The sequence below is a fragment of the Streptomyces spororaveus genome, from assembly GCF_016755875.1.
Classification (GTDB): Bacteria; Actinomycetota; Actinomycetes; order Streptomycetales; family Streptomycetaceae; genus Streptomyces; species Streptomyces spororaveus.
In genome coordinates this window covers 7,237,164-7,251,939 of record NZ_BNED01000005.1, presented here as the reverse complement: position 1 = coordinate 7,251,939, position 14,776 = coordinate 7,237,164, and the positions used below count along the sequence as shown (strand labels likewise).

The following is a 14,776-nucleotide window of genomic DNA, read 5'->3' as shown; positions in this document are numbered from 1 at the left end:
AAAAGGTCCCGGACACGGCCTAGCTGCCTTCCCGCCAGGCCCGCCACAGCCGTGCGTAGCCGCCGCCCAGGGCCACCAGCTCCTCGTGCGTCCCCTGCTCCACGACGCGTCCCGCGTCCAGTACGGCGATCCGGTCCGCCGCCATCGCCTGGGTCAGCCGGTGCGCCACGAACAGGGTGGTCCGGCCCGCGCACGCGACCCGTACCGCCCGCTCCAGCTCGGCCGCTCCCTCGCTGCCCGCCTCCGCCGTGGATTCGTCGAGCACCACGACGGGGGTGCGGCCCAGCACCAGCCGGGCCAGGGCGATGTGGGCGACCTTGGTGACGTCGAGGCGCTCGCCGCCCTCGCCGACCGGGGTGTCCAGCCCGTCGGGCAGCGCGTCGGCCCATCCGCCGGCGCCGACGGTGCGCAGGGCCTCCCGCAGCTCGGCGTCGGTCGCCTCGGGTGCGGCGAGGCGCAGGTCCTCGGCGAGCGGACCGGAGAAGACGTGGGTCTCCTGCGTCAGGATGCTCACCAGGGCCCGCGCCCCGGCCTCGTCGAGTCCGGCGAGGTCGGTGGACCCGATGCGCACCGACCCGGACTGCGGGGTGCCGATACCCGCGATCAGCGCGGCCAGGGTGGACTTGCCCGCGCCCGTCGCCCCGACCAGGGCGAGTGAGGTCCCGGCCGGGATCGTCAGGTCGACGTCCCGGACGACCGGCTCCTCGGAGTCGGGGTAGCGGAACGTCAGCCCCGCCACCTCGACGGCCACCGGGCGCGGCCCGTTCCCGGCGCCCGCCACGGCCAGGGCGCCCACCAGCCGGTCCTCCGCGTCCTCCTCCAGCACGCCGACCAGGCGGGTCAGGCTCGCGCCCGACTTCTGCGCCTCGTCGAAGGTGAACATGATGGAACCCAGCGGGGTGAAGAGGCGGTGGAAGAGCAGCGGGGCCGCGGAGACCTCGCCGAGACTGGCGGCGTCGGCCTCCAGCAGGGCGTACCCCACCACGATGATCAGGGTCAGGCCGATGAACTCGGCACGGTTCTCCCTGCCGACGAAGCGGCCGAAGAGCCGGAACACCTCGATGCCGAGGTCGCGTACCCGCCACGATTCGTGGGTGACCTTCTCGCGGACGGCCCCTTCGAGGCGGTACGCGCGGACCGTGTCGATCCCGTTGAGTCCGCTGATCAGGGCCTGCGCACGGTCGGCCTGGGCGGCCCGCTGCCTCCGGTAGAGTGGGGCGGAACGGGGCAGGTACCAGTGCAGGGCCAGCCCGTACGCGGGCAGCGCGCAGGCACCGGCCAGGCCGAGGCGCCAGTCCAGGCCGAACATGCCGATGGTGGCGATGACGACCAGCACGCCCGCCGAGAACACGGTGGGGACGGCCGTCCTGATGCCCTTGGACAGGACGGCCACGTCGTCGCCGACCCGGGAGAGCACGTCGCCCCTGCCGACCTGCTCGATCCGGGCGCTCGGCAGGCCGAGCACCGCCCGGACGGCGCCTTCGCGCAGCCGGGCGAGCAGGTCCGCGCCCAGACGCCCGATGAGGTAGGTCGACAGGGCGGTGGCCGCCGCGCCGAGCAGCGCGGCGGCCACCATCAGCACCCCGGTCGTGACCAGGACCGAGCGCGGTCCGCCCGCGACCACCCCGTCGACGACCCGGCCGAGCAGGAGCAGCGGGAGCACCTGGAGGGCCGCCCCCGCCACCGTGGTGAACACGGTGGCGAAGGTCAGCCACGGCACCTCGCGGCAGTGCGCCGCGACCCAGCGGGCGGCCTCGCGTCCGGTCGTCGTGCGCAGGGCCGACGGGGCGACGCGCGCGGCGGTGGTGCTCACACCTGGCCGGCCGACTTGACGAGCTCGTCGATCGCGTACGGCAGGGACAGCAGCGTGCCCTGGGACATGGCCGCGCCGGCCGCCGGTCCCTCGCTGTCCAGGAGGTAGGACACCTTGCCGTTCTTGACCGCGTTGAGGTTGGTGAACAGCTGGAACTTCTTCAGCGCTTCCTGGTCGGCCGCGTCGGCGACGACGAAGATGCGGTCGACGTCGATCAGGTCCATGCGCTCCGGGGAGAGGACGGTGTAGAACTTGCCGTCCGCGATCTTGTCGATCTCGGTCTGGCCCTTGTAGCCGATGCCCGTCACCAGCCGGCCCCGTACGTCGGTGGTGGTGAAGGGTGCGGCCGAGTCCTTGTACCAGGACAGGGCGACGGCGGTCTGGTTCGCGAACTCGGGGTGTGCCTTCCTGGCCGCGTCGAGCTTGTCCTGGATGCCCTTGACCAGCTCGGTGCCCTTGGCCTCCTGGCCGAGTGCCTTGGCGATGTGGACGGCGTTGTCCTGCCAGGGGGCGCTGAACGGCTCCTTCTCGGACTTGGTGCGGCCCACCGTGGGGGCGATCTTGGAGAGCTTCTCGTAGCCCGCCCGGTCGATCTCGGAGTACACCGCGATGATCAGGTCCGGCCGCAGGGCCGCGATCTTCTCGTAGTTCGGGCCGGCGTCACCGTTGTTCATGACGACCTCGGGGCGGGTGTCGCCCCACTGCTCCTTGACCCAGGGCCACTGGGTGTTGACGTCGGGGGAGGTGCCCGGAGGGTTGGGGTACTGGTCGACCATCCCGACCGGCTTGATGCCCAGCGCCAGGACGGCCTGGTCGTCGGTGTAGCCGACCGAGACGACCCGCTTGGGGGCCTTCTCGACCTTCGTGGAGCCGAAGGCGTGCTCCACGGTGACCGGGAAGGTGCCCCCGGCGGCCGGGGCGTCGTCGCTCTTCTTGGCGGCCTGGTCCGCCGAGTCGGAACCGCATCCGGCCAGGAGGCCGACGCCGAGCGTCGCGGCGGACACTGCCGCGGCCAACCGCTGCCACGGCTTCATACGTGTAGACCGGTGGAAAAGCATCCGAAATCCCTTGCTTTCGTGCCGTCCATTGCAGTCCCGCCCGAGGGCAGCCAAACCCTACCGCGAGCAAGTGAGGCTAGCCTAGCCTTACTTGCGGCGTAACTTTGTTTGATCTACGGGGTGCGCACGTGGGCTCGTCCGATGGGCACGATGAGGGGCCGGTCCCCCACCGGGTCGTCGATCACCTTGGCGCGCAGCCCGAACGCCTCGTACAACAGCTCGGCGGTGATCACGTCACGGGGGTGCCCCTGCGCGAGGATCGAACCGGCCTTCATCACGATGAGGTTGTCGCTGTAACGCGTCGCCAGATTGAGGTCGTGCAGCACCAGGACGACGGTGCATCCCGACTCGTGCAGGTCGTCCACGAGGTCGAGCACGTCGATCGCGTGCGCCAGGTCCAGGTAGGTGGTCGGCTCGTCCAGCAGCAGCAGGTCGGTGCCCTGAGCGAGCGTCATCGAGATCCAGACCCGCTGCCGCTGCCCGCCGGACAGCGCGTCGACCGGGCGGTCGGCCAGGTCGGACACCCCCGTCATGGCCAGGGCCCGCGCCACGACGTCGGCGTCGTCGGAGGACCACTGCCGCAGCCAGCTCTGGTGCGGATGGCGGCCCCTGGCGACGAGGTCGGCCACCGTGAGCCCCTCCGGTGCCACCGGGGCCTGAGGCAGCAGGCCGAGCTTCCTGGCCACGTCCCGGGTCCTGAGCCGGCCGATGTCCTCGCCGTCGAGCACGACCGATCCGCTGGTCGGCTTGAGCAGCCGGGACAGGGTCCGCAACAGCGTCGACTTCCCGCATCCGTTGGAGCCGATGATGGTGGTGATCACCCGCGGCGGGATCGACACGTGGAGATCGTCGATGACGACCCGGCCGCCGTAGCCGACGGTGACCCCTCTGGCCGCCAGCCGTGCGGCCCCGTCCCCGTCGGACTGGGTCCCGGCGATGTGCGATACGGCCACAACTCCCCCTGAAGTAGGCATGTCTGAAGGGTCTGACGGTCTGAGGTCCGAGGTCCGAGGTCCGAGGGTCCGAGGGTCCGAAAGGACAGGGGTGCCGGCTATCGGAGGTTGGCCCGCACCAGCAGGTGGATGAGGAAGGGGCCGCCGATCACGGCGGTCACCACACCGACCGGGAGGGTGATCGGCAGCGCCGTACGGGCGACCAGGTCCGCGCCGATCAGCAGCAGGGCCCCGACCGCCCCGGAGGCCGCCATCGGCGGTGTCGGGCACTTCGCCAGCCGCATCGCCACCTGGGGCGCCACCAGCGCGACGAACGGGACGGGGCCGGCCGCGCTCACCGCCACGCCGGCCAGCAGCACCGCGCACAGCAGCAGCACCGCGCGCACCCTCGTGTACCGGACGCCGAGGCCCGCGGCCACGTCGTCGCCGAGGTGCAGCGGCTTGAACTGGAACGCCACCACCGTCACGACGGCCATCAGGACGAGGGTGCACCACAGGGCCACGCCCACGTCGTCCCACGACCGGTTGTCCAGCGAGCCGACCAGCCAGGCCTGGGCCCGGGCCACGTCCCTGATGTCGGCCGTGACCAGCAGCCAGGTCGTCACCGCCTCCATCACCGCGCTCACCGAGATGCCGATGAGGATGAGCCGGAAGCCGTCGATCCCGCGCCGCCACGCCAGGAAGTACACGAGGAGTCCCGTGCCGAGGCCGCCCGCGAGCGCCGCCCCGGACAGACCCACGGAGTCGACGACCGCCGCGGCGGTCCCGCCCGACACCGTCACCAGGAACACGGCGACCGCGCCGGCACCCCCGGTGATCCCCAGAATGTCCGGGCTGGCCAGCGGATTGCGCGCGATCGACTGGGTGATCGCGCCGGAGACGCCGAGCGCGACGCCCACGACGAGCCCGGCCAGGGCGCGCGGCATCCGCAGGTCCATGATCACGAATTGGTCGACCTGCTCGCCCCCGCCCACGACCGTGGCCATCACCCGGGACAGGCCGATGGGGAAGTCCCCGACGCCGATGGACACGCAGAAGACGAGGAAGGTCGCCGCCGCCAGCAGCAGCGTGACGCAGACGACCCACGGCCGCCAGACGAACGAGACGGGGCCGAGCCGCACGCCCGGCGTCACCGGTGCCTTGACCTCGGTCCCGGTCATGCGCTCCTGAACTTTCCGCGCCACACCAGGGCCGCGAAGAACGGGGCCCCGAGGAGGGCCACGACGACACCCGCGTCCAGCTCCCCCGGCCGCACCAGGAGGCGTCCCGCGATGTCGCAGACCAGCAGGACGATGGCGCCGAGCAGGCCCGCGTACGGCACCAGCCAGCGGTAGTCCGGCCCGGTCAGGTACCGGGCCGTGTGGGCCACCATCAGACCGAGGAAGGCGATGGGGCCGCATGCCGCCGTCGCGGCTCCCGCGAGCAGGGTGACGGCGGCGATGCCGACGGTCCGGCTCAGCACGATGTTCACCCCCAGCCCCCGCGCGACGTCGTCGCCGAGGTTGAGCAGGTTGAGGGCGGGCAGCGCGATCAGCGCGAGCACCAGGCCGACGGCGATGAACGCGATCACCGGCCCGATGACGTCGAACCCGACACCGGCCACGGAGCCCGCGTTCCAGAAGCGCAGGGCGTTCAGCGAGGCCTTGTCCGACAGGGCGACCGCCGTGGTCGTCGCGGCGAGGAACACCGTGACCCCTTGTCCGGCCAGGGCGAGGGTCAGCGGGTTGCCGGCCCCCCGGCCGATGCTCGCGAGTCCGAAGACGACGACGCCGGCGACCGCGGCACCCAGGAAGGCGAACCAGACGTACTGGAACGGGTCGGCGAACCCGAACAGGGCGATCACCAGCACCACGGCGAACGAGGCACCGGAGTTCACGCCCAGCAGGCCCGTGTCGGCGATCGGATTGCGCGTGTACCCCTGAATCAGCGCCCCGCCGACCCCCAGGGCCACGCCCGCCACCACGGCGAGCACCGTGCGCGGCACCCGTACCGTCCGCACGATGAGCCGTATCTCCGTGAGCCGCTGGTCGGGGTCCGGCGCCGCCGACAACCCGCGCCACACCTCGGCGGGGGTCAGCGCCCGGGCGCCGACGGCCAGCGACACCACCACCGCGGCCAGGAGGACCAGCACCAGGGCGACCGAGCCCGCGACCCGCCGCCGGGCCTCCGTCACGCCCCCGAGCACGGGGCGTTCCACCGCAATCGTGCCCATGTCGCTCTACGTCATCCCTTCGATCCACCAGGGGAGGCATGGCCGGTGGCGCTCGCCACCGGCCGGACGGGTCGACACGCCGACGCAGCCGCGACCGGAACTTAGGCAAAGCTAAGCTGATTCCATGGCACGCTGTCGATAGACAAAACGGGCAGGCGGGAGTGACAGTCCACCAACTCGCCCCAGAATATGCACTGTTGAACGATTAGGTAATCCTAACCTTACCGGCTCTGGCCGACGCCGTCGAAACGCGCCCCGGCCCATGGCCGGGGCGCGCTCCGGAGCACTCGCAGTCCGGGCCGTCAGGTGTGCAGACGGCTGTTGGGCCCGTCCTGGTCCCCCGCGCTCTCGTCGTTGAACCAGTAGTCCCCGGCCGCCAGGTACCGGAAGGAATGGGTGCTCTTGCTGGGCAGCTCCACGGTCACGGCGCGCTTGCCGTCCTTGCGGCGGGCCAGTGTGTGGACACCGGGCTGCCAGTCGTTGAAGTCGCCCACCACGCTGACCGGTCCCGGCGGGGTGTCGACGGGCAGGATGAAGGTGACCTCGGTGCGGTCCTTGCGCAGTTTGCGCTCCAGCATGGTTCGCTCCTGACAACGGCAGTGGGGGTGGTACGCCGCCCATAGTCGGCGGCGGACGCACGGGACGCACCCCGGCGCCGCCACTCCCACCACGGACCCACCACATCGAGTGACCCGGCGGCACGCAATGTCACCCTGCGTGTCGACGCCCCCGGGACACCACCCGTCCGCTCCTGTCAAGGTACGAAAGGCCGGGACTACGGCCTCGTACGGCCTCCGGGCACGGTGGATAACGACCTTCCTGCGCGAGAAGCAGGAGCGAATCGCCATCCGTACCGGAGGCATCCATGTTCCGCCGCGCAGGGGCCTTCGTGACCCGTTACCCCCGACTCGTGCTCGTCGGCACGCTCGTGTTCCTCTCCCTGTCCGTCGTGTTCGGCATGGATGCGACCGGCCGGCTGAAGACGCAGGGATACGACGATCCGCGGTCCGAGTCCAGCCGCGCCGCGCACGTGGCCGCCGAGCGCCAGGGCGCCTCCCCGAACCTGGTCCTCGTCGCGCGGAGCGGCAACGGCTCCGTGGACGCCCCGGCCGTCCGCGGCGCGGGCGCGGAGCTGACCGCGAGGCTTTCCGCGCAGCCGCACGTGAGCGCCGTGACCTCGTACTGGACCGGCGGCGCGCCGGAGCTGCGCAGCCGCGACGGACACGCGGCGATGCTGGTCGCGCACATCGACGGCGAGGGGGAGGAACTCGCGGCGCGGGCCGAACGGCTGCGCGCGGACCTGGCCACCCCGGCCGGCACCCCGGGCGACGCGGAGCAGGCCCTGACGGTGCACGTCGGAGGAAGCGCCCTCGTCGACGCCGAGCTCCAGGACCTCTCGGAGTCCGACCTGAAGCGGGCCGAGTCCGTCGTCCTGCCCGGCACCCTGATCCTGCTGGTCCTGGTGTTCGGCAGTGTGGTCGCCGCGGCTCTGCCCCTGCTGATCGGGGTCCTCGCCATCGCCGGGACGCTGCTCGTCCTGAGCGTTCTCGGCAGCGTCACCGACGTGTCCGTGTTCGCGCTGAACCTCACGACGGCGCTCGGCCTGGGGCTGGGCATCGACTACGGGCTGCTGGTCGTCTCACGGTTCCGGGAGGAACTGGCCGCCGGATTCCTCCCGAGCACCGCCGCGATACGGACCGTGCGCACCGCGGGCCACACGATCGCCTTCAGCGCCGCGACGGTCTCCGCCGCGCTCGCCACCCTGCTGGTGTTCCCGCCGTACTTCCTGCGCTCCTTCGCCTACGCGGGCATCGCCGTGGTGGCGATCGCGGCGGTGAGCGCCGTGACCGTGCTGCCCGCCCTGCTCGCGCTGCTCGGGAAGCGGGTGAACGCCTGGGCCGTGCCGTGGCGCCGCAAGGTCCGGTCCGGCTCCCGGTCCGGGTTCTGGGAAGGCCTGGCACGGATCGTCGTACGCCGCCCGCTGATCGCGGCGCTGCCGGTGATCGGCCTGCTCGTACTGCTCGCCGCGCCCTTCGCACACGCCGATTTCGCCACCCCCGACGACCGGGCGCTGCCGGTGAGCGCGTCCAGCCGGCAGACCGGTGACCTGGTGCGCGACCGCTTCGACATGAAGGGCTCCAGCGCGCTGACGGTCGTCGGCACGGGCAGCGCCTCCCCGCAGGAGCGGGCCGGCTACGCCCGGCGCCTGTCGGCGTTCCCGCAGGTCGCCCAGGTGGCGGGGCCCGACGGGACCTTCCGGTACGGGGCGCCGGCAGCGGGCTCGGCAGCGGGCTCCGGCCCGGCCGGATCCGCCGCCCGGCCCGCCGCCGACGGGCCGGTCCGGCTGTCCGTGATACCGCTGGTAGACCCCCAGTCGCACGACGCCCAGCGGCTCGTCCACGACATCCGGGCGACCCCGGCCCCGGCGGGCACCGAGGTTCTCGTCGGCGGACCGAGCGCGGTCCTGGTGGACGCCAAAGCCACCGTGGGCGAGCGGATCCCGCTGGCGCTCGCGCTGATCACCGTGACCACCTTCGCGCTGCTGCTGGGCTTCACGCGCAGCCTGCTGCTGCCGCTGAAGGCCATCGTGCTGAACGCGCTGAGTCTCGCGGCCGTCCTCGGCGCCATGGTGTGGGTCTTCCAGTCGGGCCATCTGCACCAGCTGCTCGGCTTCACCCCGGGCCCCCTGAGCACGACCATGCCGGTCCTGCTGTTCTGCATCGTCTTCGGGCTCTCGGTGGACTACGAGGTGTTCGTCCTCGCCCGCATCAAGGAGGCGCACGACGCCGGTCAGGACAACGCCCGCTCGATCGTGACGGGCATGGCCCGTACGGGCGGCATCGTCACCACCGCCGGGGCACTGCTCGCCTTCACCCTCCTGAGTTTCGGCACCTCGCAGGTGTCCCTCCTGCAGTTCTTCGGGATCGGCGCGGGCCTCGGTGTCCTCCTCGACGCCACGCTCGTACGGGGCGTCCTCGTACCGGCGCTCATGCGCCTGGCGGGCGGCCTGAACTGGTGGGCGCCGCGGCCCATCCGGCCCAGGGAGCCGGCCCCGGCATCCCGGCCGCCCCCGGCGCCCGTCCGCAGGTGTCCCGCGGCCCGGCCCGCCCCGCGGACCCCGGCCCGCGCGCGCCACTGACCGCCGGTGCACGCAGCCCGTATCCGCCCCTCCCCCTCCCCCGCTCGCCCCCCTCACGACAAGGAAGAACTCCCATGACCGACATCGCCATCACCGGACTCGGCTGCCGCTTCCCCGGCGCGCCCGACATCAGCGCCTACTGGAAGCTCCTGCTGAGCGGGGAACGGCAGTTCTCCGCCGTGCCGAGGGAGCGCTGGAACCATGAGACCTTCCACGAACCCGGGAATCCGTCGGCCCCGCACGCCGCCTACACCGACCAGGTCGCCTTCCTGGAGGACGTGGACCGGTTCGACGCCCTGCACTACGGCGTCCCGCCCGCTCGCGCCCGGGCCATGGACCCGCAGCACCGGCTGCTGCTGGACGTCACCCGCGAGGCCCTCGACGACGCGGGGCTGGGCCGGGGCGACTTCGACCGGGAGAACACCGGGGTCTTCTGCGGGATGTCGGTGTCCGACTACAAGGACCTCATGTCGGCCCCCATCCGGGCCATCGCCCTGGCCGAGAACGCCCGGCAGGACGCGGCGGACCATGCGGACCTGCTCGACGCCGTCAGGGAGCACGCGGGATCGCTCGGCACCGTCCAGGCCTTCAGCCTGCCGGGGAGCCTGCTCAACATGGCCCCCGGCACCGTCAGCCGGCACTTCGACCTCGGCGGGCCCAGCTACGCCGTCGACGCCGCCTGCTCCGGGTCGCTCGTCGCCCTGGACCAGGCCATGGCCCAACTGCGCCAGGGCAGCTGCCGGATCGCCGTCGTCGGCGGCGTGTACCTCAACCTCACACCCGACAGCCTGATCGGCTTCTCCACGCTGCGGGCGCTGTCCGCCACCGGGATGTGCCGCCCCTTCGACGAGGCGGCCGACGGTTTCGTCCTCGGTGAGGGCGCCGGAGCCGTCGTCGTACGTCCGCTCGCGGACGCGCTGGCCGCCGGTGACCGGGTCTATGCGGTGATCAAGGGCATCGGCTCGGCCAACGACGGCGCGTCCCCCGGACCGCTGGCGCCCGCCCCCGAGGGCCAGCTGCGCGCCATGCGCCGGGCTTACGACGACGCGGGGATCGCCCCGTCCTCGGTGGGCTTCCTGGAGGCCCACGGCACCGGTACCGCCACCGGCGACCGCGCCGAGGTCGAGGCGCTGCGCCGGCTGCGTACGGAGTACCCCGACGACGACCCGTCGCTGTGCTACGTCGGCGCGGGCAAGGCGCTCATCGGTCACTCGCTGTCCGCCGCGGGCATCGCCGGACTGATCAAGACGGCCCTGGTCGTCCACCACCGGACGATCGTTCCGCAGCCGCAGACCGACCCGCACCCGGGCCTGGGCATCGGCGCCGCGGGCCTGCGCATCGCCGAGACCTCACGGCCCTTTCCGGATTCGGGTGCTCCGCGCCGGGCCGCCGTCAGCTCGTTCGGCTTCGGCGGGACCAACGTCCACGTGGTCCTGGAGGAGCGGCCCGCCCCCGCCCCCCGCCTTCCGGAACACACCGGGGACGCCGGGGACACCGGGGACACCGGCCCTCAGCTCGTCCTGCTTTCGGCCGGCAGTCACGAACTGCTGGACCAGCACATCGGCGACGTTCTCGGCGCACTCGACACGGCGGACCCCGCCCCGCTGGCAGCCGTGGCCCACACCCTCGGCTCCCGCCGGCCGCTGACGGCCCGGCTCGCGATCGTGGCCGAGGACACGAAGTCCTTCGTGCGGCGGCTGTGCGAAGCCCGCCGGCAGCTCGCCGAGGGCGACCGGGGCGACCTCGGCGACGGCGCCTTCGCCGCCGACGCCCCGCTGCCGGCCGAGCAGCGCCGCCTCGCGTTCGTCTTCCCCGGTCAGGGCAGTCAGCGGCCGGGCATGATGCGGGACCTCTATCAGCGGTTCCCCGGCTTCCGGGCGACCGTCGACGACCTCGGCGCCGTGGCCCGCGAGGGCACCGGCTTCGACATCGCCGGCCTGCTGTACGGCGGGGCGGCCGGCGTCGGGGACGACGCCGGGGAAGCCGGGTTGCGGCTCGCCTCCACCGAGGTGTGCCAGCCGCTGCTGGGGACCGTACAGATCGCCGCCACCCGGCTGCTCGCCGGTGCCGGCATCGCTCCCGACCTGGTCCTCGGCCACAGCGTCGGGGAGTTCGCCGCGGCCGCGGCGGCCGGCGCCCTCACCGACGAGGACACCGTGCGGCTGCTGGTGCACCGGGGCGCGACCCTCCGGGAGGCCGAGAACGGCCTGCGCGGCGGGATGCTCGCCGTACAGACCGACAAGGAGACCTGCCGCCGCCTGGTGACCGGCATCGACGACGTGTGGCTCGCCTGCTTCAACCAGCCGCGGCAGGTCGTGGTCAGCGGTACGCCACAAGGGCTCGACGCCATGCGGCGGGCCTGCGCCGAGGCGGGGGTCGTCACCGTGGACCTCGACGTGTCGAACGCCTTCCACTCACCAAGGCTCGCCACCGCCGACGAGAGGATGCGCGCGGACCTCGCCGGCCGCCCCGTCAGCAGCCCCGTCCTGCCGTTCGTCTCGTCCGTGAACGCGGCCGTCTGCTCCGACCCCGAGCGGCTGCGCGAGCTGTGGGCCCGGCACGCGTCCGCGCCGGTGCAGTTCGGTGACGCCGTACGCACCGCCTACGACCAGGGGGCGCGCGTCTTCCTCCAGGTGACCGGCGGCAACTCGCTGCTGACCTCGGTCCGCCGCAACCTCACCGACCACGGCGACGTCCACGTCGTCCCGGTCACCGGGGCGACGCCGGACGGCGGCCTGGGCTTCGTCCGGGCCCTCGCCCGGCTGGCGGTCCTCGGCGCCCCGGTCGACCCGCGGACCCTGGTGCCCCGTGAGGAACGCCGCCTGGTCGACCTGCCGGTGGCCAGGCTCGCCACCCAGTCCTACTGGGTGCCCGCGCGGCGCCCGGGGAAGACGGGCGCGTCCGTCCCCTCCCCCCAGCCCCAGGCCCGGCCCGTTTCCCCCGAGGAGATCCCGATGAACGACTCGCCGCTCCACCCGATGGAAGAACTGCTCCAGCTGGTACAGCAGCAGACGGCGCTGCTCGCCCGCCTCGCCGAGACCCTCCCCGGGCCGAACCCGGCCACGGAGGCGGCGCTGCTGGCCCGCCTCGCCGAGACGCTGCCCGAGCGGCACCGGGCCGCCGGGGCCGCCGCCCCGGCGACGGCCGAAACCACCCCGGTGCCCCCGGCCGTCCCCGACACACCGGCCTCACCCGCCGCACCGGCCGTCCCCGACGCACCCGCCGATCCGGAACCGTCGCCGACCGGGGACATGACTACGGTGACGGAGGCCGTGCTCGCGCACGTGGCCCGGGTCAGCGCCTTCCCCGTGGCCCATCTGCGCGAGGACCAGCTGCTGATCGAGGACCTCGGTTTCGACTCGCTGATGCTGACCGACCTGTTCACCTCCCTCAAGCGGCAGTGGCCGCACTGGACGCGCGACGAATCGGTCACCGACCGGCCGACCGTCGGAGGGATCGCCGCGATGATCGCGAACGGCTGCGGCGACGCCGTCCCCGCTCCTGTCCCCGAGCAGCGTTCCGGAGGCGAGGAGGCCCCGGCTCCTGCGCCCGCCGACCCACCCGCCGACCCGCCCGCCGCGCCGCTGCCCGAGGAGCACACGCGGATCGAGTGCTTCCCCGAGGTCACCGCCCACACCGAGCGCATCGCCTCGCTCGACGGGCTGGGCCTGCCCAACCCGTACTTCCTCGTCCACGAGGGCGCGCTGACCGACACGACCGTCATCGACGGCCGGGAACTCCTCTCCTTCTCCAGCTACAACTACCTGGGCATGGCGACCCACCCGCAGGTGAACGAGGCGGCCCACGAGGCGATAGAGCGCTGCGGCACCTCGGTCTCCGCCAGCCGCCTGCTCTCCGGCAGCCGACCGCTCCACCTGGAACTGGAGAGCGCGATCGCCGACCTGCTCGGATGCGAGGCGGCGATCACCCTGGCCAACGGCCACGCCACGAACGTCACCGTGATCGGGCACCTCGTGGGACCCGGGGACCTCATCGTCCACGACGCCCTCGCCCACGACAGCATCCTGCAGGGGTGCAAGCTCTCCGGCGCGACCCGGCGGCCCTTCCCCCACAACGACGCCACCGCGCTGGACGCCCTGCTGACGCAGGTCCGCGACCAGTACCGGCGGGTGCTCGTCGTCGTCGAAGGCGTGTACAGCATGGACGGGGACATCGCCGACCTGCCCGCCCTCGTCGACGTCAAGCGCCGGCACGGTGCACTGCTGATGATCGACGAGGCGCACAGCATCGGGACGATCGGCCGGACCGGGCGCGGCATCGGCGAGTACTACGGCACCGACCGCTCGGCCGTCGACCTGTGGGCGGGCACGCTGTCCAAGGCGCTGGCGAGCTGCGGCGGCTATGTCGCGGGAAGCCGACCGGTGGTGGAGTACCTGCGCTACACCGTGCCGGGCTTCGTCTACAGCGCCGGAATGACCCCGGCCGACACCGCTGCCTCGCTCACCGCCCTGCGCATGCTGCGTGCCGAGCCGCAGCGCGTGGCACGGCTCTCGGAGAACGCGGCGCTGTTCGTCCACCTCGCACGCGAGGCGGGCGTCAACACCGGGGACAGCCACGACACACCGGTCGTGCCGTGCATCGTCGGGGACTCGCTGAAGACCCTGCGGCTCGCGGAGGCCCTCTTCCAGCAGGGCATCAGCGTCAGCCCCATCCTCCATCCGGCCGTTCCGGAGGAGCAGGCCCGGCTGCGCTTCTTCATCACGTACGACCACACCCCGGGCCAGATCCGCCGGGCCGTGGCCGCGCTGGCGCGCGAGCTGCTGCTCCTCGCACCGGTCCCGGCCGCATGACCGCCGCCGTGGACGCCGGCACCGGCACCGGCACCACCTTCCGGCCGATCGCACCGGACCGGGTCCACCGATGGGGCGGAGCCCTCCTGGTCGTGGCCCGGGCCGGCGGCCTCCGGCAGGTGCCGCCGCTCTCACCGGCCGAGCGGAGCCTGGTGGCCGCGCTGCCCGCCTGGCGTCAGGCCGAGTGGACGGCCGGCCGGCTGCTGGCCAAGCGGCTGGTGCGTGAGGTGGTCGCAGCGCCGGCCCGGGACGTGGAGATCCTCCCGCGGGACGACGGCAGCCCCCGCGTCCTCGTCGGCGGCAGCGCGATACCGGCTCTGCACCTCTCCATCAGCCACACGGCCCGGCACGTCGCCGCGGCTCTCGCGCCGGAACCCGTCGGGGTGGACCTGTGCGAGACCGCCTCGGCCGACGCCGTACGCCGCGTCGCGGACCATTTCCTGTCGCGCGAGGAGCTCCGCCTCATCGGCAGCGAGCGGCCCGATGCCCTGACCGGGGCCTGGGCGCTGAAGGAGGCCGCGGTCAAGGCCGACCGGAGCGGGATGTTCGGCGCCGCTCCGCGCGGCATCCCGATCCTCGGCCTGCGGCCGCCCGTCCTCGGCGGACGGCGCCGCGCGATGGTGTGGCGGGCGGGCGACGCGGCCCTGGCCCTCGTCCTCGCGCACCCGGGTGGCTGAGTGCCCCGCGTGACGGCACTGCGTTGGTGCTCCTTGCCCGGCTGAATCATTCTGGTCTGAGGAGCGCCTGGCCGTGCACGTCCCCGTGGGACGGCGGCAGCGGAACGAGCGAG

At 73.0% G+C, this 14,776-nt stretch carries 9 protein-coding genes; 3 read left to right on the top strand and 6 right to left on the bottom strand.

All coding sequences use genetic code 11. From position 1 onward, the window contains the following. Window positions 1–19 precede the first annotated feature (19 nt). The 6 genes from Sspor_RS35250 to Sspor_RS35225 form a co-directional block, all read right to left on the bottom strand. Window positions 20–1,813, bottom strand: a complete 1,794-nt coding sequence (locus tag Sspor_RS35250) for an ABC transporter ATP-binding protein (protein WP_202202724.1) — start codon at window positions 1,811–1,813, stop codon at window positions 20–22. Further along, complete coding sequence (locus Sspor_RS35245; protein WP_202202723.1) at window positions 1,810–2,871, bottom strand: iron-siderophore ABC transporter substrate-binding protein; 1,062 nt, start codon at window positions 2,869–2,871, stop codon at window positions 1,810–1,812. Before Sspor_RS35245 ends, Sspor_RS35250 begins: the two co-directional genes overlap by 4 nt. Window positions 2,872–2,984: 113 nt before the next feature. Continuing rightward, window positions 2,985–3,845 (bottom strand): ABC transporter ATP-binding protein, encoded by an 861-nt coding sequence (locus Sspor_RS35240; protein WP_372499590.1) that lies wholly within the window; start codon window positions 3,843–3,845, stop codon window positions 2,985–2,987. 77 nt (window positions 3,846–3,922) lie between these two features. Then, entirely contained in the window at window positions 3,923–4,984 is a 1,062-nt protein-coding gene (locus Sspor_RS35235) for a FecCD family ABC transporter permease (RefSeq protein WP_202202721.1), read from the bottom strand. Then, entirely contained in the window at window positions 4,981–6,036 is a 1,056-nt protein-coding gene (locus Sspor_RS35230; RefSeq protein ID WP_202202720.1) for a FecCD family ABC transporter permease, read from the bottom strand. Before Sspor_RS35230 ends, Sspor_RS35235 begins: the two co-directional genes overlap by 4 nt. 302 nt (window positions 6,037–6,338) lie before the next feature. Beyond that, on the bottom strand, window positions 6,339–6,614 hold the full coding sequence (locus Sspor_RS35225; RefSeq protein WP_030384091.1) for an isoamylase early set domain-containing protein: 276 nt from the start codon (window positions 6,612–6,614) through the stop codon (window positions 6,339–6,341). Between the two features lie 311 nt (window positions 6,615–6,925). Here Sspor_RS35225 and Sspor_RS35220 point away from each other — a divergent pair, with 311 nt between their 5' ends. The 3 genes from Sspor_RS35220 (at window position 6,926) to Sspor_RS35210 (ending at window position 14,663) form a co-directional block, all read left to right on the top strand. Continuing rightward, the gene (locus Sspor_RS35220; protein WP_202202719.1) at window positions 6,926–9,175 is read left to right on the top strand and encodes an MMPL family transporter; all 2,250 of its coding nucleotides are present in this window, start codon (window positions 6,926–6,928) and stop codon (window positions 9,173–9,175) included. 74 nt (window positions 9,176–9,249) lie between these two features. Continuing rightward, the gene (locus Sspor_RS35215) at window positions 9,250–13,986 is read left to right on the top strand and encodes a type I polyketide synthase (RefSeq protein ID WP_202202718.1); all 4,737 of its coding nucleotides are present in this window, start codon (window positions 9,250–9,252) and stop codon (window positions 13,984–13,986) included. Beyond that, the gene (locus Sspor_RS35210; RefSeq protein WP_202202717.1) at window positions 13,983–14,663 is read left to right on the top strand and encodes a 4'-phosphopantetheinyl transferase family protein; all 681 of its coding nucleotides are present in this window, start codon (window positions 13,983–13,985) and stop codon (window positions 14,661–14,663) included. Before Sspor_RS35215 ends, Sspor_RS35210 begins: the two co-directional genes overlap by 4 nt. Window positions 14,664–14,776 lie beyond the last annotated feature (113 nt).

Coding starts and splice junctions, on each gene's coding strand:
- Sspor_RS35215 (WP_202202718.1), top strand. CDS start 9,250: ATGACCGACATCGCCATCACCGGACTCGGCTGCCGCTTCCCCGGCGCG.
- Sspor_RS35235 (WP_202202721.1), bottom strand. CDS start 4,984: ATGACCGGGACCGAGGTCAAGGCACCGGTGACGCCGGGCGTGCGGCTC.
- Sspor_RS35240 (WP_372499590.1), bottom strand. CDS start 3,845: ATGCCTACTTCAGGGGGAGTTGTGGCCGTATCGCACATCGCCGGGACC.
- Sspor_RS35225 (WP_030384091.1), bottom strand. CDS start 6,614: ATGCTGGAGCGCAAACTGCGCAAGGACCGCACCGAGGTCACCTTCATC.
- Sspor_RS35230 (WP_202202720.1), bottom strand. CDS start 6,036: ATGGGCACGATTGCGGTGGAACGCCCCGTGCTCGGGGGCGTGACGGAG.
- Sspor_RS35210 (WP_202202717.1), top strand. CDS start 13,983: ATGACCGCCGCCGTGGACGCCGGCACCGGCACCGGCACCACCTTCCGG.
- Sspor_RS35245 (WP_202202723.1), bottom strand. CDS start 2,871: ATGCTTTTCCACCGGTCTACACGTATGAAGCCGTGGCAGCGGTTGGCC.